Origin of the sequence: Paenibacillus sp. BK033, assembly GCF_004345425.1 — a bacterium.
Lineage (GTDB): Bacteria > Bacillota > Bacilli > Paenibacillales > Paenibacillaceae > Pristimantibacillus.
Map to the genome: position 1 here is coordinate 293,533 of NZ_SLVP01000006.1, position 25,799 is coordinate 319,331.

Genomic DNA, 25,799 nt, shown 5'->3' on the forward strand with positions numbered 1-25,799 from the left:
CGATGGCGCTGAGCAGGTTAAAAAAATGCCCTGGCGGAAAATCAAGTCGATTCAATAAAAGCGCGGCCCCTTGAAGGGCCGCGCTTGTCATAAGACCAGTTCTAATGCTTGTTATGAGCGCTTACCTTAAACGGTCGTCCCCGGCGTTTTCTTGCCGGCCGCAAAAGTGCCCGCCGCATGAGCTACGCGCGCTCCGAGAGCTTCGCCTAGCGCCAGCCCTTTCGAGAAGAGCGATTGGCTCAGCGGGTCATGGGTATCCTCAACGGGAGATGTGACGCCTACCCCGTAATAACTGCCGTACAGCGCATTTGCGGGAATATTGGCCGGCAAGCCGACAATAATCATCCCTTGATGCAGCATCGGCGTAATCAAGTTCAGCAGGGTGGCTTCTATCCCTCCGTGTATGGTTGCGGTCGTACAGAAAACGGCGCCGATTTTATCGACCAGCGTCCCGTTGGCCCATAAATAGCCGAGTTTGTCGATCCATTCTTTCATGCCGGAACTGATCGTGCCGAAGTGCCCGGGACAGCCCCAGATGATGGCATCCATCTGATCGAGGTCTTTGACGCTCGCCTTTTTGACGTGATTGATGAACACCTCTGCCCCTTCCACGCTTTCGGCACCCTTGGCAATGGAGCGGGCAAGTTGTTCCGTGTGGCCTGCTTCGCTATCATAAACAATGTAAATTTTCATCGATTAATCTCCTCTCTTGGCTCTGAAATCAAGCGCGATTCCTCACTCGTTTTCTTTTTGCGGTCTGTTGAGCTTCTTGAGCGATTCCCGGTATGCCTTATCGTTCATTTCTTCCTGACGGTCATCCTGATCCTGTGCGGGATTGCCTTTTAACCGAAGAATCGCCTTCCGGTACTCCTGATCGCTAAATTGTTCGTTGTCTTTCGCCGGTTCAGGCGTAAGGAACCCGCGGATGGCGTTGCGGAAATCGCTGTCTGCGCTTTGCCGATTCGAGCGATGCTCATTATTGGCCAATTCCGCAGCAGGCGCCGCCTCCACCGCCGCCTTGTCCGGCATCTGCACCGTCTCCATCGCCGCTACTGCCGCCTTCTCCGGCATCTGCACCGCGTCCTCGGCAGGCTTCACCTTGCGGATGAAGAAGGCGAGCACGAGCGCGGCGATCGTCAACCATGTCGCGACGACGAACGATTGATTAATGCCGTAAATCGTCGATTGTATGGTGACTTCGCCCATTTTGGCTTTGTCGGACGGCTCGATGTGGCCGGCGATGATCAGCTCCTTCGCATGCGACGCGGCTTTGTTCGTCATGATGGTGACGAGGATCGCGGTGCCAAGCGCGCCGGAGACGTTCCGGAGCGTCTGGGACATGGCCGAGCCGTGCGCATTCAGGCGGCGAGGCAGCTGGTTGAGGCCTGCTGTCTGGATAGGCATCATCAGCATCGACATGCCAAACATCCGCAGCGTATAGAAAAGCATCATGTGATTGTATGACGAATCGATTGCCAAATGACTGAATTCATACGTCGTAACGGCTGTAATGGCAAGACCAAGGACGGCCAGCCAGCGTGCGCCGATTTTGTCGAACACCATGCCGGTGATCGGCGACATGATCCCCATCAGGATGGCGCCAGGGAGCAGCAGCAATCCTGATTCGAGAGGCGTAAAGCCGCGGATATTCTGCAGGAAGATCGGCAATAGAATCATGCCGGAGAACATGGCCATTGTAATAATGGCGTTGATCAACGTGGTAAGCGAGAACATCGGATACTTGAAGACGCGCATCTCAAGCAGCGGAGCCTTCATGAGAATCGAGCGGACGATGAACAGAATAAGCGCAATGGCGCCGACGGCCAGGCAAACGATGACTTCGGTGGAATCCCAGCCTTCCGTACCCGCTTCGCTGAAGCCGTACAACAGGCCCCCGAAGCCGAGCGTCGAGAGCACGACGCTCAGAATGTCGAGATTCGGCCGGGACGTCTTGATGACATCCTTCATCGAGAAGGCGCCGAATACAACGGCGAGAATCGCGAGCGGTAAAACGATATAGAACAGCACATGCCAGTCGTAGTGCTCGACGACCCAGCCGGAAAGCGTCGGTCCGACGGCCGGTGCGAAAATCATCGCAACGCCCATTAGTCCCATCGCTTTGCCGCGCTCTTCGACAGGGAAGATCGTCAAGGTGACGATAGTCATCAGCGGCATTAGAATGCCGGCGCCGCATGCCTGTACGAGACGGCCGGTTAACAAAGAGCTGAAGTCGCCCGACAGGGCGCATACGATCGTACCGATCGCGAATAAGGACGAGGCGACCAGAAACAACTTCCGGGTCGTAAATCGATTGATAAGATAAGCGCTGATTGGCACGAGCACGCCGTTCACCAGCATGTAGCCGTTGGACAGCCATTGGATCGTGCTTTCGCCTACGTCAAGATCTGCCATCATTTTCGGCAGCGCGACGTTAAGCACGGTCTGGCTCAGCAGAGCCACGAACGCAGCGATGAGCAAGGAGGCCATTATCGGCCCTTTGCGCAATTGATTGGACACAATTGTTGTCATGGCTTAAGCTTCCTCCTTGGATTGTTTTAATAAACGCAATACTTCGTTCTGGAGCCGGCCCAGCTCGCGGTGATCCTGTTCGGTCATCGACAGCAGAGGACGCAGCATATTCATGCGCGTCGCATCCGTCTCGCGCCAGAGCTCCTTGCCTTTCTCCGTCAGCTTCATCGTCATCGCCCTGCGATCCGCTTCCGTTCGTTCGCGCTCCAGGATGCCTGCCTTCACCATCCGGTCCACGATGCCGCTCATCGTGCTGTTGCCCACATTCAGCTTCTCGGCAAGCTCGGACATGCGGATTTCGGGGGTTTCGTGCAGTATGCGCAGCACCAAAAGCTGAAGGGCGGTCAAGTTATGCTTGCTCGCAGCTTTGGACAAGATTTGGAAAAAGACTTGATTAATTTCGCGATAAGTTTGAAAAATGCCCACGATTCGCTGTTCTTCCACTGCAGCTTCCTCCATAAATAGTTTGCATGCGAATTATTATGAACTAAAATAATATTTTATGTCAATCAGACTTCAGGCCGTTAGTTTCCGCAAAGGTCCCGCTGCTTATCCCGTAACCGACGGTTTTGGTACTTCTTTCCCAATCTTGGAAACGGTGATAAGATAGCGTTTCGGACGGAATGCATGGTTTCTTCGCATGACGGATAACCGGTGATTGCATCTTCCAAACGGCCCTGCTATAATCAACGATAATTATTCGAGTTTGAATGAAGGAGTTACGCGCATGCGGACATTCGCGATTAATCAACTTCATTATCATCACAAACAGCGTTAGCACCCCTGATACAAAAATTCAGGGAGGGCTAGCGCCATTCGCGTTGGCCTCCCTGCGGCATACGTAACGCGCAGGACCAAGAGGTCCTGCGCGTTTTTTATTTTTAACCAAAATAAAAGGAGAGTGCCGGTTATGCAAAACGTGAAAGGAACCTACGATTTTTTCGGAAAAGAACAAGCCGTCCGCCAAAAGGTAAGAGCCGTAGTGCAGGAGGTTTTCGAGTTGTACGCCTTTGAGGGCATGGACTCTACCGTGCTTCACGAGCTGGATTTATTGACCTCCAAGTATGCGGGCGGCGACGAGATTTTGAAGGAGATGTACCGGTTCACGGATCAACGAGGAAGAAAGCTGGGACTGCGTTACGATTTGACGATCCCTTTTGCGAAGGTAATGGCTCTGAATCCCGGAATCAAGCTTCCGTACAGACGGTACGAGATCGGAAAGGTCTTCCGCGATGGTCCGGTGAAGCGGGGCCGTCTGCGGGAATTTCTGCAATGCGACGCGGATATGGTAGGCGTTGCGGGGCCGGAAGCGGAAGGGGAGCTGATGCTGATTGCGGTTGAAGTGTTTAAAAGGCTTGATATCCCGGTTACGCTTCGCTGGAATAACCGGCGGTTTCTAGGTGAAATATTGAAGGCGGTTGGCGTACCCGAAGAAGAAAGCCTGTCGGTGATGCTTACGCTCGACAAGCTCGAGAAGGCAGGCAGCGACGGTGTTTTGGAGGAATTGAGAAATAAAGGAATCACCCGGTCAACGGTTGACGAGATAGCAGAGCTTATGGCCATGAGTGAACCTTCTATCACGCTTGTGGCAGAACGTTATGACCTCAAAGAATCGAAAGGAGCCGCAGAGGTATATGCTCTTCAGGCGCTGATCGACAAGCTGAAGCTGTCGGACATATGCCGCTTTGATCCTTTTTTATCGCGGGGATTGTCTTTCTATACGGGAACCGTTTACGAGATTTTCGATGCCAGCGGAGCTTATGCATCCAGTATCGGAAGCGGAGGAAGGTATGACGCGATAATAGGCAGGCTGATCGGGAGCGAGGAGATGCCTTATCCTGCGGTAGGCTTGTCGTTTGGCATGGAGTCCATCATGGAAATGATCCGGGATCGGGTAGGCAGGGCGCCGGCTCCCAGAGTCGTTGTCCTATCCATCGGCGATTCCATGATAGGCGAGGCCTTGATGGCGGCAGCTTTCCTGCGTTCCAATGGGATTCAGACCGGGATGGAGCCGGCGGGCAGAAAGCTGAGAAAGGCGCTTGCCTCGCTTGAAAGCAGGTCAGTCCGTTACGCGCTGCTGATTGGCGAGGAAGAGGCTCAAACCGGCAAAGTGCGGCTGAAAGACATGAAGGCCAGGGAAGAGTACGCGGTTCCGCTTGATGAAGCGTTATATCTATTAGAAAAGAACGATGCCTAATAGGATTCGTCACATCTTCCGCGCCATCACCGTACTCATCGCATGCTGATGAGGAATGCCGCTGGAGCTGCAGTCGAACACGATCTCTGCGCTGTCCGTGATGAGCCAGTCCCGATAATGGGAGAGCAGCTCGCCCGAATGCCATTTGTAGGCATGAGGTTCTTTTTCCGGCGGCGGCGCGATAAACGGCTTATGGACGAACACGTTCAGGACATGGATTCCGCCAGGGTTAGTGAATTGTTTATAGTTCGCAAAGATCTCCTGGCGGAACTCCGGCTTGATGTAATGAAGCACGCCGCTGGAATAGATAATGTCGTACGGCGTATCGAGGCGAAAGTCCAATATGTCCGCTTTAACTGCGTTGACTTGGACGCCCGCGCGCTCGGCCAGCCGCTTTGTTTTCTCTATGCCGGCATCCGAAACGTCAATGCCCGTTACCTCATACCCGTTCCGGGCGAAAAACACGGCGTCTCTGCCTTCTCCGCAGCCAATATCCAGAAGCTTCAGCCGTCCGCTCGGCGGCATAGCCTTCAGCACCTCGTATACGCCGCTGTTTGGCTCCGTTCCCCAATAATAATTTTCCGTCTTATACTCTTCTTCATAAATCGTAATCGGCTTATCCTGCGAGACATAACCAAGCAGCTTGTCGATGCTGACTTCAAGCGTGCGGCACAACTCCGGCAATAGCGAGAGGTCCGGCATAGTCACAGCGTTCTCCCATTTGGATACCGCCTGGAACGAAATGCCCAGCCTGGTCGCCAGCTCCTCCTGCGTGAATCCTCTTTCTTTCCGGTAGATGGCGATGTTCCGCGCCAGTTTCTCCTTCACGTTCGCTCACGCTCCTTTTGATACTCCTCATTCTAGTGAAGTTGCCTCTTCCGAACAATAACGCGGAGATTGAACTTTCGCCGGACTCAACCTGCGGTTGAGATTTGTAGAAGTTTGGCCAAAGAGAGTATACTGGAGGTATCTTGAGCTATTAGCAGGAGGACCGTCATCCATGTTTACGCAATCAGAACCAATCGGGATCATTCAGAATCATATAAAAGTATTCCAGGCCAAGGAAGAGGATACGCCCGCCGTGCTGGGGCTGCTGGTGCGGACCGCGGAATGGCTGAAGAGCAGAGGCTCTGCGCAGTGGAGCGGATTGCTGCAGGGCGAAGACTCCCACCGTACGCCGGAAGCGATTAAGCGCGGCGAAGTGTATATTTTCGTACAGGAAGACACGCTTATGGGTATGGTTATGCTGATGCAGCAGGCCAGCCCATGGGATCGCGAGCTGTGGGGCGAGGAAGGCCACGAGAGCTCGGTCTATTTGCACAGGCTCAACATTAACCGCGCGGCCGCGGGGACCAATCTCGGCGAGGCCATCGTTCAGTGGTCAAGCTCGGGTATTCATTTCCAGGGTAAAGACCGGATCAGGCTGGACTGCATTGCCAATAATCCCAAGCTGAACGACTTCTATCGGAGCACTTGCGGTTATGAATTCAAAGGCAGCGCATCCAATCCGATCGGCGATTTTAACCTGTATGAGAAAAGGGTATCGGAAGAGTAATCTTATTCTTGCTATTCCGATAAACTTACTATACAATCTTCTCAATTCATTATTCATTTTACGATCAAAGGAGAATCCAAGATGATGCAACCGATCCATCCGGCCGAGGTTCAACGACGCCTGGAAAGCTTGAAAGATCAAGATGTGTATATTCATCTTGAGATGACGACAGGAGCATACGCGGCTCACAACGACGCTTCCAAGCATCCCGCCGCTACTTTTATATCGAATGCCGTTATTCAGTATTCGCATGGTTTAATTTCCGGGAACGGTCCTTTCCGTGTCGGGCTGAAAATGCGGCAGGGCTGGGTCTATTCCGAAGGCTTAACCCACTATGAAGAAAACGAAGCCGAACGGCTTATCCTCGCCGGCCATGACCAGCAGGGCAAGCTGGTTGTCGCTTTGCAGCTCAGCCGGGAGCCTTTTTAAGTAAGAGCTTTCTTTTAGAAAGGAGAGAAACAAATGGAACGTATATTAGTTGTTCTGCCACATCCGGATGATGAAGCATTTACGATGTCGGGCACGCTTGCGCAGCTGATCGATCAGGGCGCACAGGTTACCTACGCCTGCTTGACCCTTGGGGAGATGGCCCGGAACATGGGCTTTCCGCCGTTCGCAAGCCGGATAACGCTGCCGCAGATCCGCCGGGGCGAGCTTGAGGAATCCTGCGCGGCGATTGGAATCCAGGATCTCAGAATGCTTGGCTTCCATGACAAAACGATCGAGTTCGAGGACAAAGTGTTCCTCGATGAACATATTCATGCTCTTATCGAAGAAGTGAAGCCTGACGTGATCTTCACGTTTTATCCGGGCTACAGCGTTCATCCGGACCATGACGCAACCGGGGAAGCCGTTGTGCGGACAGTGGGAAGACTACCCGAGGAGGAGCGTCCTCCTGTCTATTGCGTGGCGTTTTCCCGAAATCACGAGCAGTATATCGGCAAGCCGGATATCTCGTTTGACGTGCGGGATTACACGAAGAACAAGATGGCTTCCATCCGGGCACACCGCTCGCAATTCAACAGTTCCGAGATCTTCGGGAATAAGCAGCATAACGACAAAGAAGTTCAAGAACGATTGGGTACGGAAAGGTTCTGGACCTATAAGTTTGAAAGCTGGAAATAAGTGCACAAAGCTAAGAGCCCCTCACGCTGCGGTTGAGGGGTTCTTTTTTATCGCAGGAATTACAGCTCAGCCGGGAGTCCGTGCAGATACATCATTTTGCAATCGTAATGCTGCCGCAGAACCCGAATGGTGCTCGGATGAGGCTCGGCATAAATGAACGGATAATCGGTCTCGTCGTATTCCTTCCGGATTGGAAAGGCCAGCCGTTCCTGGTCCAACGAGAATTGGGCGTCTATTCCCGGTTTGTTGCCTCTCGCATCCACTCTGATCCATCGCCCCGCAGCAGGCATGAACACGGCATTGAGGGCATGGATTACGTAACCCGTATCCGGCGTATCCCCAAGCGTCAGCCGCTGATAGCAATAACCCGCCGGTATTCCTTGACTTCGCAGGATGGCGCATAACAGGTTCGACTTGGCATAACAAATGCCTTCTTTATGGGCGAGGACGTCGGAAGCGACGCAAGTAATGCGGGAGCTTTGAATATCCCAGGAATGGGAGATATGATCCCGGACGTACTCGAAGGCGTGACGGATAAACGTTGTTTCGTCGGGCGCTTGCAGGCGCAGTTCCGCCTCAAGAGCCTGAATGGCGGGATGGTGATAATCCACAATCTCGGAATCGGCGAGATAATCGGTCAGTGACGGGGAGATGCAAGGGAAAGGCAAGGCGGAAGCCTCCTTTTAGCTATTTTCAATAATTATGCAATAATATGAATATATATTCAATACTTTCATTTGAACAAACATTATAATGTTTGTTGACCGCTCTTTCTATTCGATGTAATCTAACCTTATAACGTTATACTACATGTCTGTTGCAGAAAAAGGTGGCGGAATGGAATTCATATGGCGGAACGTAAAGCTGTTGGACCGTTCGGAGACGGTCGATATCGTGATGGATGCGAATGGCCGGATTGCCGAGCTGGCGGATGCCTGCACGGTAACCGGCGGCAGGATGATTGACTGTACCGGAATGTACGCCTCAAGCGGATGGATAGACCTGCATGTGCATGCGGTTCCGGGGCTTGCGCCGTACGGCGACGAGATCGATGAGATTGGCGTGAGGCATGGCGTAACCACGATCGTTGATGCGGGGAGCTGCGGAGCGGACCGGATCGACGAGCTGGCTGCCAGCCGGGCGGAGGCAAAGACGAGGGTATTGGCGTTGTTGAACGTATCCCGGCTTGGCTTGCAACGGGTTGATGAGCTCTCCGAGCTTCAATGGATTGACCGGGAAGAGGCGCTGCAAGCCATAGCACGTCACCCGGCCTTTATCGTTGGGTTAAAGGCCAGGATGAGCGGAAGCGTAATTGGTAACAGCGGGCTTGAGCCCTTGCGGCTGGCGAGGGTTCTGTCCGAGGAAAGCGGACTGCCGCTGATGGTCCATATCGGGTCAAGACCGCCGGGGGTAGAGGAGATCCTGCCTTTGCTTCGGGAGCGGGATGTGGTGACGCATTATTTGAACGGCAAGCGGGATAACCGGCTGTTTGATCATAACGGCGAGCCTTTGCCGGTTCTTATGGAAGCGTTGGACAGAGGCGTCCGGTTGGATGTCGGGCACGGGACGGCAAGCTTTTCGTTCGAGGTAGCGGAGATGGCGAAGCGTTGGGGAATTCGGTTTGACACGATCAGCACGGACATCTACCGGGGCAACCGGCTGAACGGCCCGGTACATAGCTTGTCCCGGGTGCTGACGAAGTTTCTGCTGCTCGGCTATCCGCTGGAGGAGATTATCGCGGCGGTGACTTCGCGCCCTGCCGGTTGGCTGGGCAGACCGGAGCTTGGACGCATTCGGGTTGGAGAACCCGCGAACCTCACTTTATTCGAGGTGTCGGACCGTCCGTCGGAGCTGCTGGATTCCGAAGGAGAGAAAAGAACGGCAGGGCAAACGATCAAGGCGAGGGGAGCTTATATAAATGGACAGTACTTTGCATGCTAGATACGGTTTGAAAAGAGTCATAAACGCCAGCGGCCGGATGAGCATTCTGGGCGTCTCCGCGCCAACCGACTCGGTAATGGAGGCCATGAAGCGGGGCGGACAAAGCTATGTGGAGATTGCGGATCTGGTCGACAAGGCAGGCGATTATATGGCGGGGATCATCGGCTCCGAAGCAGCCGTCATCGTAAACTCCGCTTCAAGCGGCATTGCGCTGTCGGTTGCGGGAATCGTGACGAAGGGCAGCCGGCGGCTGACGGAAAAGCTTCATCAAGAGCCGATCCAGCAGAATGAAATCATTATTCTCAAAGGCCACAACGTACAATACGGGGCGCCGGTTGAAACGATGGTCTACTTGGGCGGCGGCAGGCTGGTCGAGGTTGGTTACGCGAACGAAGGAAAAGCCGAGCATATCGAAGAAGCTATTAATGAACGCACGGCTGCTATCCTGTACGTAAAGTCTCATCATGCCGTGCAGAAGAATATGATCAGCGTCGAGGAGGCCTGGGAAGTCGCGCAGCGCCGGGGTGTGCCGATGATCGTGGATGCGGCGGCGGAAGAGGATCTATGGAAATACGTCCGATATTCCGATCTAGCCATCTACAGCGGCTCGAAGGCGATTGAAGGGCCAACCTCCGGTATCGTAGGCGGCAAGCGGCAATATATCGAGTGGGTGAAAATGCAGCTTCAAGGCATCGGACGCAGCATGAAGGTGGGCAAGGAAACATCCTTTGGCCTGCTTCAGGCGCTGGACGAATACCGTGACAAGCCGGATAACAGCGAGCGGGAGAAGGCAGCGCTGAACAAGCTGCTTCCGCTCTCCGGGCTGCCCGGCGTGAAGGCAACGATCGTGCGGGATGAAGCGGGAAGAGCGATTTTCCGTGCCCGAATTCAAATCGATCCGGCTTTGTCGGGTACAACGGCGAAGGCCGTTAATGACGGGCTGCGCGAAGGAGAAATCGCGATTTATACCCGGGATTACGGCGTGAAGCAAGGCTATTTCGATATCGATCCCCGTCCGTTAATGGGCGACGATATCGATGTCATTGAAGCACGTATACGAGAATTGGCAGGAGGCCGCACCCATGTCTAAAATGGCGAAACGATTATACAAAGGACGCGCCGCGCTTAATGTGCTCGCGGGCAGCATCGGTAACGCAAAGGATGTATTCGAGGCGGCGGAAGGCTATATGCTTGTTGGCGTTTTGTCCAAAAACTATCCATCAGCAGAGGCCGCCGTTGAGGCGATGAGGGAGTACGGTCTTGCGATCGACGATGCCGTATCCATTGGCCTTGGCGCGGGAGATAACCGGCAGGCGGCCATAGTTGCGGAGATTGCGAGGCAATACGGAGGTACGCATATTAATCAGGTATTCCCGGCTGTTGGGGCGACGCGGGCTAACCTGGGAGACAAGGAGAGCTGGATTAACAGCTTGGTATCTCCCACCGGTCAGGTAGGTTACGTCAATCTGTCTACGGGACCGGCCAGCGCGGCAGCCCGGGAGCAGGCGATTGTGCCGGTGAAGGCGGCCATTGCGCTTGTCCGCGATATGGGCGGCAACGCGCTGAAATATTTTCCGATGAACGGGCTGGCCTGCGAAGAGGAGCTTCGGGCGGTTGCGAAGGCATGCGCCGAGGAAGGCTTTGCGCTTGAGCCGACAGGGGGCATTGACAAAGAAAACTTTGAGGCGATTCTGCGCATAACGCTGGAAGCGGGCGTACCGCAGGTTATTCCGCATGTGTATTCCTCGATTATGGACAAGGCAACGGGTGCAACCAGAGTGGAGGACGTGCAGGAGCTGCTGATCACGATGAAAAAGCTGGTTGACCTTTATGGCGGATAAGCGGCGGGTTGCGGCTTTTGGCGAAGTGATGATGCGGCTGCAGACGCCCGGCTTCCAGCTGCTGACGCAGGCCGACAGCTTGTCTTATTCGTTCTCGGGGACGGGAGTTAACGTGATGTCGGCGCTCTCGCGGTTTGGTTACTCGGCATTCTTGATCACGCGGCTGCCGGATAATCCTCTGGGCGAAGCGGCAATAGGAAGCCTGCGCAGGCTTGGAGTGGCAACGGAGCTTCTGGAGCGCGGCGGACGGTATATCGGCATGTATTTTCTCGAAAATGGCTTCGGATCGCGACCAAGCCGCGTCACCTACACGAACCGGCAGGAAAGCAGCTTTAACACGGCTCCTGCGGATGCTTACGATTACAACCGGATTGCCGCCGAACTGGACGTTCTGCATTTATGCGGCATTGCGCTGGCCATGAACGACGGCGTCCGGCTCCATATGCGGAAGCTGGCCGAGGCGGTAAGGCAGCAGGGCGGAATGGTCGTATTTGATTGCAACTACCGCCCGGCATTGTGGGGCGATGGCGGCTACGAAGCGGCAAAGCCTCATTATGAGCGGATGCTGCAGCTGGCGGATGTGGTCATGATGAACGAACGGGATGCGATTTATATTTTGGGGATGCAGGCTGAGGCGGCGGAGCGCGAAGGGCAGCTAGTCGAGCTGATTCCCGCCGTGGCGGACCGTTACGGTATTTCCGTTATAGCAGGCACGCACCGTACCGTGAATGCCGACAATACGCATTCGCTGCGAGGCTTTCTTTACAAAGAGCGAGTCTTTTCTTTTTCGCCGGAGCGGTCGTTTTTGGTGTATGATCGGATTGGAGCCGGCGATGCTTATACGAGCGGGATCATTCACGGGGAGCTGCAGGGATTTGCGCCCGGGAAGACGGTGGGCTTCGCGGCGGCCGCAGCCGTATTGGCGCATACAACGGCCGGAGATACGCCAATGTCGTCGGAACGGGATATTCTTCGGGCCATGGCGGAGAAGGCGGCCGATGTGGAAAGGTAGGTAGAACGCGATGAAGCTGGTGCGAAATAACAGCCCTTTATATATACAAGTGATGAACATTATTAAAGATCGGATTTTGCACGGGATGTACCCGGTGGATGCGAATATTCCGTCCGAGCCGCTGCTCGAGCAGGAGTTCCAGGTCAGCAAAATAACGGTGCGCAATGCCATCAAGGCGCTGGTCCAGGAAGGATACCTGGAGACGAGCAGCGGCAAAGGCACGAGAGTGATCCGCAATACCTCCTCCTCCAAGCTGTCCAGGCTGAAGCGTTTTACGGAGGTTCTGGTAGAAGAGGGACATCGGATTGGCAAGCAGCCGCTGCGGACGGAGCTTTCGGATAACGAGGAAGGAACGGAGCCGTACCGTTTGTTCGGACCGCAGGCTTTGAAGATCGACCGGTTATACCTGTTGAACGGAAAGCCTTATATTCATTACACCCATTATTTGCCGGCGAAGCTGCACGGCACCGCCGATGTCCTAAAGATTCAATCCCTATACGACTGGCTGGAGGAGCAGGGCTTTGTGCCGGAGCGTTACCGGGATGAATTTGCCGTATCGCCGGCCCCCGGCGCGGTTCGGGAAGCGTTGGGAATAACAGCGGGACAGGCTGTCTGCCTGAAGCGTTCCCGGTTTGCTTACGGGCCGGGCGACGATTTGATTGAGTACAGCGTGGGTTATTATAATACGGACATGCATCCTTACGTCGTTAATTATGATGTGTAAGGACCAGGAGGGCGAATGGAAACAAGCAAAACGGAGTACAAAACGATCGACGAATACATAGCCAACTTTCCTGTCGAGCTGCAGGCCATACTTGCGAAGATCCGGGCAGTGATCCGGGAAGCCGCGCCCGATGCGAAGGAAAAGATCAGCTACCAGATGCCGGCCTTTGAGCTGAACGGAAATCTAGTCTATTATGCCGCGTTCAAAAAGCATATCGGATTTTACCCCACAGCGGCAGGCATCAGTGCTTTTCAAGAGGAGTTGTCCGGCTATAAAGGAGCCAAAGGCTCCGTACAATTCCCTTTGAACAAGCCGATTCCGTATGATATCATCAAGCGGATCACCGAATACCGGGCGGCGGAGAACCGGCAGAAGGGGAAGAAGTAAGATGGCGGATGTTTATTTGGTTCTGCCGGCTCTGGAGTGGAAGGAGCCTTACCTGGATTTCTATCGGGAATGGATCGGCAGCGGCGAGGACATCGTCCCTTGGGTGGTGGAACAGGATCCGTCGGACTTCCAGGCGATGATTGGGTGGCTGGAGGACATGTCTAACGGGATTGGCCTTCAAGAGGGCTGGGTGGCAAGCTCCACCTATTGGCTGGCAACGGAAGACCGCAGAATCGTTGGCGCGGTGAACATCCGGCATGCCTTGTCGCCTTGGCTGATGGAAAGGGGAGGGCATATCGGATACGGAATCCGCCCTTCCGCCAGAAGGCAGGGTTATGCGACCAAGCTGCTCGCCCTATCGTTAGGGAAGACGAGGGAGCTTGGCATTCAGCGGGTTCTGGTCTGCTGCGACGAGAATAATGCTGCATCGGCAAGGACTATTCTGAACAACGGCGGAATCGAAGATAAGAGCTTCACGGAAGAGAACGGGAACGTGATCCGCCGGTTCTGGATAGAGGGTTAGACTTTCTTGATTATGGAGGAAAAGAGGAATCTTGGATGAGTAAAGGATTGCTTCACCAACTCGGCTTTGTCCGGCAGGTCACTTTAAACGCGGTCCGGGGATTGCCGGAAGCTGTGCTGGACGTTGTGCCGGAAGGCTTTAACAACAATATGAGATGGAACCTGGGACATATTTACGTGGTGCAGGAAAGGTTTGCTTTTCATTTTGCCGGGGAGCCCGTGCTCCTTCCTGACAGCTTTGAGCGGTGGTTTGCGAAAGGCACCAAGCCGGGCGATTGGCAGGAGGAGCAATTGCCGAAGCTGGATACCCTGCTGGAGCTTCTTGCCGCGCAGCCGATTCGCATTGCGGAAAAATTGCACGATAGACTAGAAGAGCAAACGGCCATGCCCTTCACGACAGGGACGGGAGTTCCTCTCCATACGGTGGGCGAATTTCTCAGCTATACCTTGTATCATGAAGGAATTCACTTCAATTCCATCAGTCTGCTCAAGCGATTCGCCGCTAATGGACGATAATCGCCCTTTGTAAGCGTTTTGTTCTAAAATTGTCAAATTTCACACAAACCAGTCGAAAAGTTTTGGGCGCATTTTATCAACATGTCACCTTTCATCGCATATGGTGTAGCAAGGTGGTGATGATGGAGTGACATTTACGCTTATCGACTGGATCAAGTATACGTTCTGGGGCGTATTCGGATTTATGATTATCGACTTCGTGATTGCCTTTTCCAAGTCGTTCTGGCAGGGAAGCTTCAAGACATCATTTCTGCCTTATCTGAAGGACATCCTATTCTACGTATATCCTCTATATTTCCTTTTATCGATAGTTAACCTGGACCCGACGGAATGGACGCTGTTTACCCTTTTCTTCATAGGCGGCTTATCCTTGATAATCAAGTACGTGCTGGACATTATCGGACGGTTCAAGCCAAAAGCCGAAGACGAAAGCGGGACGTAGCTCCCGGACGAACGCGACGCAAAAAGACCCCAAGTGGGTCTTTTTTGCGTTAGGTCGACGCCTTAGTTGCTCGAACGGCTGCATTAGGCAAAAAGCCTGCTATAGCCGTTCCAGCAACATGGCGTGCCGAGGAGGGTGGCGAGTTCCAAGCCACGAGAACGAGCAGGTAGCTAATACAAAACCCGAGCAGAAAAAAAGACCCTTGCGAGGGTCATCTTTCTGCTTCATCCCCAAACGATGAAGCGAGGTTTTTGTGGTGTAACGACTCACGGAGCAGGCGGGCACGGAGCAAGTGAATGTTCTGGAGAAGCGGAGCGTTTGCCTTTGTTTCCGGATTCGGACCACCTGTCCGATTGTTCAACGAATCCGGAAACAACAGCAATCGGAAGAACATTCACTTGCGCAGTGCCAGCCCTTGCGCAGTGCCAGCCACAGCGCAGTACCACGCGCCAGCCCAACAGTTACCCGCAACTACCTCCCCTCATCGTCCCGGTCCCTATACTCCTGAGGAGTCACATCAAAAAACTTTTTAAACACCCGGATGAAATACGCGGTGTTGTTATAGCCGACGATCTCGGCGATCTCGAATACCTTGGACGGCGTAGTGCGAAGCAGGAACGCGGCCTTTTCCATCCGAAGCCGGTACACGTATTCCGTCAGCGGCTCGCCGGTTTCCGCTTTATAGATTTTCGAGAGATACACGGGATGCAGATGGACATGGTCCGCAATAGCCGGCAGCGATACGTCCTTCGCCAGATTGGCGTCGATAAACGACCGGACCGTGCGGACAATCGTGCTGTGATTATCCTTTAGCTCCTGGTCGGCATCCTCGCGGATACCCTGCAGGATCCGGATCGACCGTTCCATCAGCTGGGCCGCCGTGGTGTAAGCCGGAGCATGGAAGAACTTGAGCGTCTCAGCCGAAAGAACGGAGGACAACAGCTTGCCGTTCTTGTGAATGATATACGAGAAAGCACCGGCCAGCACATGATAAGCTTCAATCAGCTGTTCCGACATATCCTGTTCGCCGCCCGTCTCCAACATATCGCGGAAAATATGCCGGATCTTCGCCTCGACGTCGTCGAACCGGCCGGCATCCAGAAGGCTGATCAGGGTAGGCGGCTCGTATAAGGACCAGACCGTATTCATCGGGCTGGAATCCAAGGCTTCCTGCGTGGTCACAAACAACCCTTTGCCATGGCCCATCTTCCGGCGCATGGAGGTAACGGCATGCTCATAGATTTCCTTCACTTTTCCCGGAAACGTTCCTTGGCCTCCTACGAGTACCGAAATAGCCCCCTTGAGATAGTTCTGCACATTGGTCTGAATTTGCGCGGCATAACGCTCGAGCAAGGACCTGGCTTCAGCGCCGGCAACCGCCGGATTCTTTGGTTTCACAAGAATCACAATGTAATCATGAGCATCCCGGGCATGCCAGATATGATAATCATTTTGCATGATTTCACTCGTTATATTGCAGATGGCATACTCCATTAGCGCGGAATCCTGCCCCGGCATTTCGGCAAAACGCTCCTCCATCCGGATCAGCATCATGCACACCTGGTCGCCCTCCGCAAAAGGAAGCTCCAGAAGCGCCAGCTTGTCCGCCAACGCAGAATGGCTGCTGCCTCTCAGCAGCTCGTGAAGCGTATTTGCCCGGAGCAAAGGAAGATTCTCGTTCAAGGTGTACAGGGTTTTCCGATAGGAGGCAACCTCTTCCCATTTCTCCTTGATCTGCTTTACAACCCGCTCAACCGAATCGATCAGATCCTCGTCGCTGACAGGCTTCAGCAGATAGTCAAAGGTATTCTGAACGATCGCTTGCTTGGCATAATCGAAATCGGCATATCCGGTGAGCAAAATCGTCCGGACATGCGGCCATTTGCTATTAATCGCCGTAATGAGCTCTATGCCGGACATCCCCGGCATTTTAATATCGGTAATCACGATATCGATCGCATGGTCTTCCATGATTTGCAGGGCTATCGGCCCGGATAAAGCTTCGTGAACAACGCTAATGCCGCATTCTTCCCAAGGAATCGTCTCGGCAAGGGTCTCGACAACGGACCGTTCATCGTCTACAAGCAAGAGCTGTAACATGCTGCTTCACCTACTCTATTGTTTTGTCACTCCAGGTAATAGTCGTCTTGATTCCCCCCAAGCCTGAGCGGGAATAAGACAAGCCGGCTCCTTCTCCAAACAGATAGATCAATCTTTGATGCACATTCCAAGTCCCGCAGCCCATATTGTCGTCAAGCGGCTTGGTTAAGCTGAGCTGCAGCTTCTGAATTTCCTCGTCTGTCATGCCAATCCCGCTATCCTCCACGACTAACCGATACACACCTTCCTCCGCATATCCGCGGATCCGGATCTCGCCGTTCTCCGCCTGCGGCTCCAATCCGTGGACAATGGCATTTTCGACAATCGGCTGCAAGGTTAACCGCGAGATCGTTTTGTTCATCAGCTCCTCCGGCACCTCAATCGTAAACCGCATCCGTTCAAGCCGGAGAGACTGGATTTCCAGGTAATTCGTGACCATGCTAAGCTCCTCGCGGATCGTCGCCTCGTCGTTTTCCGACCTTGTAATATAGCGGAAATACTCTCCAAGATTCAAAGCCATCGCCACAACGGCTTTTTCGTTTTTCATCCGCGCCATGTTTTTGATATAGAACAGGCAGTTGTACAGAAAATGCGGATTGATCTGGGACTGCAAATGCTTCAGCGTTGCTTCGCGCCTCCGCAGCTTCTCCTCGTATACGTTCTCGATCAGCTCCCGGATCCGCTGGGCCATAATGTTGAACCGTCCGAGCAAAAGGCTGAATTCGTTATGGCCCGAATGGCTCAGCCGCACCGAGAAATCGCCGGAAGACAGCCGCTTGGTGCCCCGGACAAGCTGGAGCAGAGGGACCTGCACACTTCGGTAAATAACGAAGATAACGGCGATACTCATGACGAGCAGGACGGCAATCGACGTATAGAACAAGTTCCGGCTGTTCGTAATCGGACTCAAAATCTGCTGCATCGGAACATAATCGACATAATACCACTTCAGGCTATCCGACTTGATGTAAGAGACGTAATACTCGGTATTGTCCAGCTTCGTGCGGAAGCCTCCCCGGTCCCCGAGCTTGGATGATTTCAGCTTCTCCGTGAGAAGATCGATCTTCGCGGCGTTGGCGGAATGATTGCGGATCGATCCCTGCTCCGGATTAAACAGGAACGGATCGCCGCTGTTGTTCGCTTTGTTTTCGTCCAGCATGGCCGTCACATGATTGATCGGGAAGCTGATCTTCGTAATGAGCCTCGCGCTGCGCGGATTGGACATCGCCGTCGTTGGTTCGGTGGCATACCAGACAAAGCTGTCGCCCGTATACTCCCAGGATTTGAGGAACGGCCTCGTAAATGCATCCTCCCGATACGTGATCGTATTGTAATAGTCCGTGGACAAGGCGTCTCCCGTGCGCGGGAAAAACAACGTAATGGTGGAATGCCACTTGCTGGCGGCATTGTACAGATTCATTTTCTCCAGTATGGCGACGCTCAGCTTTACCCGTTCATAAGGCTGCTCCCGGAAGTCCGGACGCTGGTACTCCTGAATGCTGGAGTCCTGCCCAATTGATACGCCGTAGAGGGATAACTGATAAATATTCGACTCGACCTGGGCAGCGAAGGAAGACAAGCGATTCGTTGTGCCGCTTTGGATTTCATTCTCGATGACGCGCACGCTTTCCCGGTTGGAATAGGTGTACAGGGATAGGACCGGGATAAGCAGGAGCAGGACGAGAAGGGAGATTTTCGTAAAAACATTGAACCGCAGCAGCAAGATGAGGCCCCCTTCAGATAGTTAAAATATCAATATCGTTGTTGCAATATTAGGATATAGATCGCAAATCCCCGTTGCTATAATCGTTATATTACAAGGTCAGGACGACCTAGAAAAGCACAAATTTGTCTGAACATGGAGGATACCGCGGTGAAAGAAACTGCTTTACAGCTACCTGCACAACAAGAGAAACGCCGTGTTTCAAGGAAAAGCTGGAACATGAAACGGAACTGGCCCCTGCACGTGATGCTCCTGCCGGCGCTTGTTCTCGTCCTTATTTTCCAGTACGTTCCGATGGCCGGAATCGTAATCGCGTTCCAGGATTTCAAGCCTTGGAAAGGGTTAACCGGGTCCGAATGGGTCGGCCTCGACAACTTCCGGTTTCTGTTCAAGTATCCGGATATCGGTCAGGTGATATGGAATACGCTTGTCATCGCTTTTTTCAAAATGGCAGCCGGACTTATCGTTCCTTTCCTGTTCGCCATTCTGCTCAACGAGGTCAGGCTGATGGCCTTCAAACGGGTTACCCAGACGCTTGTCTATCTGCCGCATTTTCTTTCCTGGGTTATTCTCGGGGGAATTTTGCTCGATATTCTCGCTCCGGACGGGGGACTCGTTAACAAAGCCGTAACGGCGCTGGGGTTTGAACCGGTCTTCTTCCTAGGGGATAACAACTGGTTCCGGTTCACGCTTATTGTCAGCGACGTCTGGAAGGAGTTCGGCTTCGGAACGATTGTCTTCCTGGCGGCGCTGGCGGGAATCAATCCGGCGCTTTACGAAGCGGCGGAGGTAGACGGGGCGTCAAGGCTGAAGCAGACCATCCATATTACGATGCCTGCGCTAATGCCCATAACCATCGTGCTTGGAACGCTTTCGATCGGCAATATTTTGAATGCCGGTTTCGACCAGGTGTTTAACCTGTACAACCCTCTCGTGATGGAGAAGGGAGATATTATCGACACCTTCGTTTATAGGCTGGGGATATTAAACGGGAAAATGAGCTTCGCCACAACGGTCGGACTGTTCAAATCCGTCGTAGCGACGATTCTCATCGCTACATCTTACCGGCTTGCCTATAAATTTGCGAATTATCGCGTCTTCTAAGGAGGTTCTACTTTTGTACCACAAAACGTTAGGCTACAAAATTTTCAACATCGGCAACTATGTGTTTCTTGGCCTTCTGTCGCTTCTATGCATCTTGCCGATCATTCATATTCTGGCCGTATCGTTCAGCAGCATGGCGCCGGCTTCTTCGAATCTCGTAGGCTTCTGGCCGATCGGCTTTACGACGGATGCCTACGAGAAAACGTTCGGCAATTCCAATTTCTTGAACTCGCTTGGCGTTTCGGTTATGAGAACCGTATTATCCACGGTAATCGGCATGGCTCTTTGCCTAATGACCGCTTATCCGCTGTCGAAGGAGGATCTTCATTTCCGGGGCCGCACGATGTATATCTGGATTTTTGTCTTTACGATTCTGTTCAGCGGAGGGTTGATTCCAAGCTACATTCTGGTTCAGAAGCTAGGCCTGATGGATTCCATCTGGGCGTTAGTGCTGCCCGGCGCGGTGTCGGTATGGAACGTCATTTTGATGCTGAACTTTTTCCGGGGCCTGCCGAAGGAGCTGGAGGAAGCGGCTTATCTGGACGGGGCGGGACAGCTGAAGACGCTGGTGCTGGTGTTTATACCGCTGTCGATGCCGTCGATTGCGACTTTGTCGCTGTTCACGATGGTCTATCAATGGAACTCCTGGTTCGACGGGATGATCTATATGCGGGATATCAAGGATTATCCGCTGGCATCGCTTCTCCAGACGATTATCGTCCAGCAGGATTTCAGCAAGATCAACGTCGATCCGAAGCAGCTGGAGAACATTTCGCAGCGTACGGTACGGGCCGCGCAGATCTTCATCGGCGCGCTTCCGATTCTGCTCGTTTATCCGTTCCTGCAGCGGTTCTTTGTTAAAGGGATGGTAATTGGCGCGGTAAAAGAGTAGCGACAGGCAAAGGAGGGGCCGCTTGATGCGGCCTCGACAATGTAAACCATTGGGGAGGTAACTATGTTAAAGAAGAGATTATCGCAATTAACGGCCTGCAGTCTGCTGGCAGCCACTCTTAGCCCGCTTGTTGGCGGGACAGCCATCCAAGCCTCGGAAACGGCGGCTGTATCCTCGTTTCAGGATTTGAAAGGACATTGGGCGGAATCCGCCGTCAATCGCATGGCTTCGTTTGGAGTTGTAAGCGGTTACGGAGATGGGGCGTTTAAGCCTGGCTCGCCTATCAGCCGTGCCGAATTTATTGTCATGCTGGACCGTATCTTTGGATTCGCCGGACAGGATGAATCCGGATTTCAGGATGTAGCGCCGGATGCCTGGTATTCCGACGCGGTGACGAGAGCGAGCGGTTCCGGCATTGTTCGGGGCGTGGACGCGAAGCATTTCGCTCCAAACGCCGGCATTACGCGAGAAGATGCGGCGGTTATGATCGACCGGGCGTTCGAGCTCTCGACGGGCTTGGAATCCGATGCGGAAGTAAAGCAGTTTAAGGATTTGGGTGATGTTTCCGGCTATGCAAGGAAAGCGCTTACTTATATGACGGGCGAAAAATACATGAAGGGCTACAACGGCAAGCTTGAGCCGAAGTCGCCGATTACGCGCGCCGAATCGGCCGTGCTTTTGTCCGGCATGATCGGGGATTTGGTTGCGAAGCCGGGCAAGTACGACGCTGCGCAAGTGGAAGGCAACCTCATCATTCGCTCCACGGATGTTACCGTCGACCGTACGGCGGTGCACGGAAGCCTGCTGCTTGCCGAAGGGATTAAAGATGGCGATGTAACGCTCAAGGGCGTAACCGTTACTGGCAAGACCGTTATTAAAGGCGGCGGAAGCCATTCGGTTGTTTTTAACGGCGCCAAGCTGAAGGATGTGCTTATTAACAAGCCAGGCGGTCCGGTCCGCGTTGTTTTCTCAAACGGAACGACGGCGGACCAGGTCCTTATCCAGCATCCAACGGATTTCGAATGGTCGGCGGACAGCCGCGTAGGAAGCCTTCAGGTCCAGTCCGGCGGCGTGACGGTGAATGACAAAGCCGTGCCGGCAGGCACGACAACCAACCTTGGTTCGGGTTCCGCGGGAATGACCAATCCTCCGGCAACCAACCCGCCGGCAGCCTCTGGGGAGAAGCCCGTGCCGCCTACGACGATAGCGGATAACGAGTGGAAGCTCGTATGGAATGACGAATTCAATCAATCAACGATTGACGCAAGCAAGTGGACGGTTCAAGATACCGGCATCGTTTACAATAACGAGCTTGAGTACTACAAGCCGGATAATGCGGTCATTGAACAGGATGGCGGCCGCAGCGTCCTGAGCCTTAAAGCCAAGAAGGAAGAGCATAAAGGCAGCCATTACACCTCGGCGAAGCTTATCACCAAAGAAAAAGGCGACTGGACCTACGGCAAGGTTGTTGTCCGCGCCAAGCTTCCCGTTCAGCAGGGCATGTGGCCGGCGATTTGGATGATGCCAACCGACGAAGCCCATTACGGGGGCTGGCCGGCTTCCGGCGAGATCGATCTGATGGAGCTGATTGGCGGGGCGAACAAGAACCGCGTCTTTGGCACCCTTCATTACGACAGCATTCAGCCGGACGGCTCGCATGGCTCCGAACAAGGCAGCTATGTTCTGCCGGAGGGCAAGAGCTTTGCCGACGATTACCACGATTTTCAGCTGGAATGGCTCCCTGGCGTCATTCGTTTCTATGTGGACGGCCAGCTCTACCAAGAAGTGAGCGACTGGAAAACAAAAGGGCCGGGGCAGCCGGAATATTATACTTATCCCGCGCCGTTTGACCGCCCTTTCTATCTGATTCTGAACCTGGCGGTGGGCGGTGATTGGCCGGGTTCGCCAAACGGCGATTTTACGGCCGATCAGATGAATGTCGACTTCGTAAGGGTGTATGAATACAAGAACCTGGACAGCTGGGGGGATGTAACGGGCAATCCGCCGGAGCCGTTCCCTAAGCGCGAACCGCAGGCCGACGGCAATCTGTTGTATAACGAAAAGTTTACGCAGTCAACGGATGCAAATGGCGTGCCGCAGGATTGGCAGTTCCTTCTTAATGCCGGCGGCTCAGGCCAAGTTGCCGTTGTTGACGATACTTCCAAAGGAAAAGCGGCAAAAATCACGATCGATAACGCCGGTACGGAGATTTACTCCGTTCAGTTGACGCAAATGCCGGTGTTTTTGCAGAAGGGCAAGAAGTATAAGGTCACGTATGAAGCGAAGGCCGATGAGGCCCGCACGATGATGTCGAAGGTGAATCAGTTCGAGAAGAACTGGAAGAATTACTCCGGCGAGCAATACGGCAATCTGACGACCGAATGGCAGGCCTATGAATATACGTTCGACATGCTGGAGAGCACGGACAACAATGCGAGATTCGAGTTTAATCTTGGGAAAAACGCGGCTGCCGTCTATATCGCAAACGTGAAGCTGGTTGAGATCGGCGATGCGTCCCCCCAGCCGGAGATCCCGGGCGAACGAGCCGCGCTGGCGGACGGGAATCTGATTTACAACGGGACTTTTGACCAAGGAAAAGACCGGCTGGCCTTTTGGACCAAGTTCGTTGCTCCGGATGCGGAAGCTGCGGTCGGCGTAAATAATTTTCTTGCGTTCCCGATTTATGAGCGGCAGTTAGTCGTTAATGTCGTAGACGGAGGAGCGGACGCGGAAGCCGTAACGGTCTCCCAGCCGAAGCTGGCGCTTGCAGGGAATAGCGAATACGGCATTACTTTTGAGGCTAAAGCCGATGCGCCGCGGAGTATGAAGGTTGAACTGGCAGGCGATCATTCCGCCTCCTACCCAGGCGGCAATACCATATCGCTTGGCACCACGCTGCAAACCTACTCGCTGGAAGCGGTATTGGGGGACGGCTCGGATACGGCGGAAGCCGAGTTGAAGCTGCTGTTCGGCGGTGAGAGCGGTACGGTCTATGTCGACAACGTCCGGATGGTGAAGCGCGGAGAGCCGATTACGGTAGCGGGCTATACTCATATTCCGGCGGCAAACGCATGGGAGATGCAGGGGCTGCAGCTCGAAAATGCAAGCGAGGGCGGCAAAAACGTCGCGTACATGGATGAAGGAGATACGCTCAAGTATAAACTCGGCGTAACTCGTTCCGGTGAATATCAATTCTCGGCCAGAGTGGCAAGCGGTAAGGAGCAGTCGCAAGTCCGTCTGCGAATCAAGGACGAGAACGGTGCCGTTGTCTCGCAGTCAGACTATGAACTCGGCAATACCGGCGGCTGGCAGACGTATCAAACCATCTATATGAATCCTGCCGCGCTGACAGCCGGACATGACTATTATGTGGAATTCCAAGGCTACGACTATAACACGCTTTGGGTAGACCTGTCGCCTAACTTGGTACAGAACGGCGGATTCGATACGGATCTTAACGGCTGGAATCTGATTGCGGGAGGTTCGGCGACGATGAGCCGCTCGGATGGGGGAAGCCTGGTTGCGACGCTCCCGGGCACAAGCGCGAACTGGTGGGACGATACGCTTCAGCAAGGCCAATTAACGATCGAGAAGGGCAAGACTTACCGGCTGGAATTTGATGCTTCCGCTACTAACGAGAAATCCGTGCAGGTTGTTGTCTCGCAGAGCAGCGGCGATTTCGCCAAATATTTGGAATACACCGCCCAGCTTTCCGCAGACCGCAAGCATTACGCGTACTCTTTTGCAATGGCCGGCGATTCCGATCCTTCGTCCGTGTTGGTGTTCGGTTTGGGGAATCCGGCGGGCACCGCAGGCGGGCATTCGGTAACGATCGATAACGTGCTGCTGTACGAGGTTAATGCTTCCGCGGAGAGCGGCGGCCAGCCGACGAACGTCAATCTGCTGCAAAACGGCAATTTCGCGAACGGCCTCGCGGGGTGGTTCTCTTATACGGCGGCACCGGGCGAGCTTACGGTCGGGGCTAACAACGGAAAGCTGGAGGCTTCGATTGGCACGGTAGGCGATAACCCTTGGGACCGCCAGGTTATTCAGGAGGGCTTCGCCGTTCAGCAGGGAAGCAAGTATGCGTTTAGCTTCAAAGCGAAAGCAAGCACCGCAAGGAAGATGGGGCTTGGCATCGGATGGGTAGATGTGCCGGCAGGCTATGCCTGGCATGGCTATTACGGCCAGCAGGTGGATTTGACGGAAGAGGAGCAGACCTTTACGTTCACTTTTGACGTGACCGATCAGGGTTATAATACGTCCCGCATCTCCTTCGATATGGGCAATATCGCGGGCGGCAACGCCGGCAATGCGACGATTACGATCTCGGACGTTAGCTTGGTCAATCTGGGGCCGATTTAACGCCATTTTATAGATCGAAAGCTTGGTGCCTAAGGAGGGGATACGAGAAGGCGGCAGGCAATTCCAAGGCACGATAAAATCCGGAGGTGTTCGATGAAAAAGAAAGCATCCCTTCTCATGGCCGGTTCGGCGATTGTATCGATGTTGTTTGTCTCAAGCTCTTACGGGGCTACGGAATTTTGGGAGCCTCTGACGTATTATAATCCCGCGACCTGGCAGAAGGCGGACGGCTACTCGAATGGCGGCATGTTCAACTGTACCTGGCGGGCGAACAACGTAAGCTTTACGAGCGACGGGCATTTGAAGCTGGGCTTGACCAGCTCTGCCTACAACGTGTTTGACTGTGCCGAGTACCGTTCCGTCAACAAATACGGTTACGGTCTGTACGAGGTCAGCATGAAGCCGGCGAAAAATACGGGCATCGTATCTTCCTTCTTCACTTATACCGGTCCGTCTGACGGTACGCCTTGGGATGAGATCGACATTGAATTCCTCGGCAAAGACACGACGAAGGTGCAGTTCAACTATTTCACGAACGGCGTAGGCGGGCATGAAAAAATCGTTGATCTTGGCTTTGATGCGTCGCAAGGCTTCCATACTTACGCGTTTAACTGGCAAGCCGGATCAATCAAATGGTATGTGGATGGCGTACTGAAGCATACGGCAACCTCCAACATCCCGAGCAACCCGGGCAAAATCATGATGAACATCTGGAACGGCAAAGGCGTTGACAGCTGGTTAGGTGCCTATAACGGCGCCAATCCGCTTTATGCCGAATACGATTGGATGAAATATACGAGCAACTAAACTAGCGATAACGGTAC

Annotated in this window: 24 protein-coding genes; 17 read left to right on the plus strand and 7 right to left on the minus strand. The window is 53.7% G+C overall.

All coding sequences use genetic code 11. The features are described from left to right. Positions 1 to 126: 126 nt before the first annotated feature. The 3 genes from EV294_RS20820 to EV294_RS20830 are packed head-to-tail and all read right to left on the minus strand — an operon-like array spanning position 127 to position 2,973. The gene (locus EV294_RS20820; RefSeq protein WP_132310264.1) at positions 127 to 693 is read right to left on the minus strand and encodes an NAD(P)H-dependent oxidoreductase; all 567 of its coding nucleotides are present in this window, start codon (positions 691 to 693) and stop codon (positions 127 to 129) included. 42 nt (positions 694 to 735) lie between these two features. Next, positions 736 to 2,529 carry a DHA2 family efflux MFS transporter permease subunit gene (locus EV294_RS20825; RefSeq protein WP_132310266.1) on the minus strand — a complete coding sequence of 598 codons (1,794 nt, stop codon included), beginning with the start codon at positions 2,527 to 2,529 and terminating at the stop codon, positions 736 to 738. A gap of 3 nt (positions 2,530 to 2,532) precedes the next feature. Next, positions 2,533 to 2,973, minus strand: a complete 441-nt coding sequence (locus EV294_RS20830; protein WP_132310268.1) for a MarR family winged helix-turn-helix transcriptional regulator — start codon at positions 2,971 to 2,973, stop codon at positions 2,533 to 2,535. 466 nt (positions 2,974 to 3,439) lie between these two features. Here EV294_RS20830 and EV294_RS20835 point away from each other — a divergent pair, with 466 nt between their 5' ends. Continuing rightward, a complete protein-coding gene (locus tag EV294_RS20835) occupies positions 3,440 to 4,726 on the plus strand; it encodes a histidine--tRNA ligase (RefSeq protein WP_132310270.1) in 1,287 nt (428 codons plus the stop codon). A gap of 9 nt (positions 4,727 to 4,735) precedes the next feature. On the opposite strand, the gene EV294_RS20840 is transcribed toward EV294_RS20835, so the two are convergent. Then, entirely contained in the window at positions 4,736 to 5,554 is an 819-nt protein-coding gene (locus EV294_RS20840; protein WP_132310272.1) for a methyltransferase domain-containing protein, read from the minus strand. Positions 5,555 to 5,726: 172 nt separating this feature from the next. On the opposite strand from EV294_RS20840, the gene EV294_RS20845 reads away from it, so the two are divergent. The 3 genes from EV294_RS20845 to bshB2 all read left to right on the plus strand — a co-directional run bounded on the left by EV294_RS20845 (position 5,727) and on the right by bshB2 (position 7,406). Beyond that, entirely contained in the window at positions 5,727 to 6,281 is a 555-nt protein-coding gene (locus EV294_RS20845; RefSeq protein ID WP_132310273.1) for a GNAT family N-acetyltransferase, read from the plus strand. 84 nt (positions 6,282 to 6,365) lie between these two features. Continuing rightward, on the plus strand, positions 6,366 to 6,710 hold the full coding sequence (locus tag EV294_RS20850; RefSeq protein WP_132310379.1) for a YojF family protein: 345 nt from the start codon (positions 6,366 to 6,368) through the stop codon (positions 6,708 to 6,710). A gap of 33 nt (positions 6,711 to 6,743) precedes the next feature. Further along, complete coding sequence (gene bshB2, locus EV294_RS20855) at positions 6,744 to 7,406, plus strand: bacillithiol biosynthesis deacetylase BshB2 (protein ID WP_132310274.1); 663 nt, start codon at positions 6,744 to 6,746, stop codon at positions 7,404 to 7,406. A 59-nt stretch (positions 7,407 to 7,465) separates the two neighbouring features. On the opposite strand, the gene EV294_RS20860 is transcribed toward bshB2, so the two are convergent. Beyond that, the gene (locus EV294_RS20860) at positions 7,466 to 8,074 is read right to left on the minus strand and encodes a transglutaminase-like domain-containing protein (RefSeq protein WP_132310276.1); all 609 of its coding nucleotides are present in this window, start codon (positions 8,072 to 8,074) and stop codon (positions 7,466 to 7,468) included. Positions 8,075 to 8,243: 169 nt separating this feature from the next. Between EV294_RS20860 and EV294_RS20865 the strand changes: the two genes are divergently transcribed. The 9 genes from EV294_RS20865 (at position 8,244) to EV294_RS20905 (ending at position 14,791) form a co-directional block, all read left to right on the plus strand. Further along, the gene (locus EV294_RS20865; RefSeq protein WP_132310278.1) at positions 8,244 to 9,347 is read left to right on the plus strand and encodes an amidohydrolase/deacetylase family metallohydrolase; all 1,104 of its coding nucleotides are present in this window, start codon (positions 8,244 to 8,246) and stop codon (positions 9,345 to 9,347) included. Next, positions 9,325 to 10,437 carry a DgaE family pyridoxal phosphate-dependent ammonia lyase gene (locus EV294_RS20870; protein WP_132310280.1) on the plus strand — a complete coding sequence of 371 codons (1,113 nt, stop codon included), beginning with the start codon at positions 9,325 to 9,327 and terminating at the stop codon, positions 10,435 to 10,437. Before EV294_RS20865 ends, EV294_RS20870 begins: the two co-directional genes overlap by 23 nt. Then, a complete protein-coding gene (gene dagF, locus EV294_RS20875) occupies positions 10,430 to 11,188 on the plus strand; it encodes a 2-dehydro-3-deoxy-phosphogluconate aldolase (RefSeq protein WP_132310282.1) in 759 nt (252 codons plus the stop codon). The genes EV294_RS20870 and dagF overlap by 8 nt, the downstream gene beginning before the upstream one ends. Continuing rightward, positions 11,178 to 12,200, plus strand: a complete 1,023-nt coding sequence (locus tag EV294_RS20880) for a sugar kinase (RefSeq protein WP_132310284.1) — start codon at positions 11,178 to 11,180, stop codon at positions 12,198 to 12,200. Before dagF ends, EV294_RS20880 begins: the two co-directional genes overlap by 11 nt. 10 nt (positions 12,201 to 12,210) lie before the next feature. Next, a complete protein-coding gene (locus EV294_RS20885; protein WP_132310286.1) occupies positions 12,211 to 12,924 on the plus strand; it encodes a GntR family transcriptional regulator in 714 nt (237 codons plus the stop codon). 15 nt (positions 12,925 to 12,939) lie between these two features. Next, a complete protein-coding gene (locus tag EV294_RS20890; RefSeq protein WP_132310288.1) occupies positions 12,940 to 13,311 on the plus strand; it encodes an iron chaperone in 372 nt (123 codons plus the stop codon). A gap of 1 nt (position 13,312) precedes the next feature. Next, positions 13,313 to 13,834, plus strand: coding sequence for a GNAT family N-acetyltransferase (locus tag EV294_RS20895; RefSeq protein ID WP_132310290.1), 522 nt, complete (start codon positions 13,313 to 13,315; stop codon positions 13,832 to 13,834). Between the two features lie 35 nt (positions 13,835 to 13,869). Next, positions 13,870 to 14,349 carry a DinB family protein gene (locus EV294_RS20900; RefSeq protein WP_132310292.1) on the plus strand — a complete coding sequence of 160 codons (480 nt, stop codon included), beginning with the start codon at positions 13,870 to 13,872 and terminating at the stop codon, positions 14,347 to 14,349. Positions 14,350 to 14,476: 127 nt separating this feature from the next. After that, positions 14,477 to 14,791 carry a hypothetical protein gene (locus EV294_RS20905; RefSeq protein WP_132310294.1) on the plus strand — a complete coding sequence of 105 codons (315 nt, stop codon included), beginning with the start codon at positions 14,477 to 14,479 and terminating at the stop codon, positions 14,789 to 14,791. 471 nt (positions 14,792 to 15,262) lie between these two features. Here EV294_RS20905 and EV294_RS20910 read toward each other — a convergent pair whose 3' ends face one another. Then, positions 15,263 to 16,891 (minus strand): response regulator, encoded by a 1,629-nt coding sequence (locus EV294_RS20910; RefSeq protein ID WP_132310296.1) that lies wholly within the window; start codon positions 16,889 to 16,891, stop codon positions 15,263 to 15,265. A gap of 10 nt (positions 16,892 to 16,901) precedes the next feature. Further along, positions 16,902 to 18,614 carry a sensor histidine kinase gene (locus EV294_RS20915; protein WP_132310298.1) on the minus strand — a complete coding sequence of 571 codons (1,713 nt, stop codon included), beginning with the start codon at positions 18,612 to 18,614 and terminating at the stop codon, positions 16,902 to 16,904. Between the two features lie 219 nt (positions 18,615 to 18,833). Between EV294_RS20915 and EV294_RS20920 the strand changes: the two genes are divergently transcribed. From EV294_RS20920 to bglS, 4 genes are all read left to right on the plus strand, one after another. Further along, positions 18,834 to 19,718 (plus strand): ABC transporter permease, encoded by an 885-nt coding sequence (locus tag EV294_RS20920; protein WP_132310300.1) that lies wholly within the window; start codon positions 18,834 to 18,836, stop codon positions 19,716 to 19,718. Positions 19,719 to 19,731: 13 nt separating this feature from the next. Continuing rightward, positions 19,732 to 20,610: a carbohydrate ABC transporter permease gene (locus tag EV294_RS20925; protein WP_132310302.1), complete on the plus strand. Its 879-nt coding sequence runs from the start codon at positions 19,732 to 19,734 to the stop codon at positions 20,608 to 20,610. 63 nt (positions 20,611 to 20,673) lie between these two features. Beyond that, complete coding sequence (locus EV294_RS20930; protein ID WP_132310304.1) at positions 20,674 to 24,975, plus strand: carbohydrate binding domain-containing protein; 4,302 nt, start codon at positions 20,674 to 20,676, stop codon at positions 24,973 to 24,975. A 141-nt stretch (positions 24,976 to 25,116) separates the two neighbouring features. Beyond that, positions 25,117 to 25,782 carry a beta-glucanase gene (gene bglS, locus EV294_RS20935; protein ID WP_481856086.1) on the plus strand — a complete coding sequence of 222 codons (666 nt, stop codon included), beginning with the start codon at positions 25,117 to 25,119 and terminating at the stop codon, positions 25,780 to 25,782. Positions 25,783 to 25,799 lie beyond the last annotated feature (17 nt).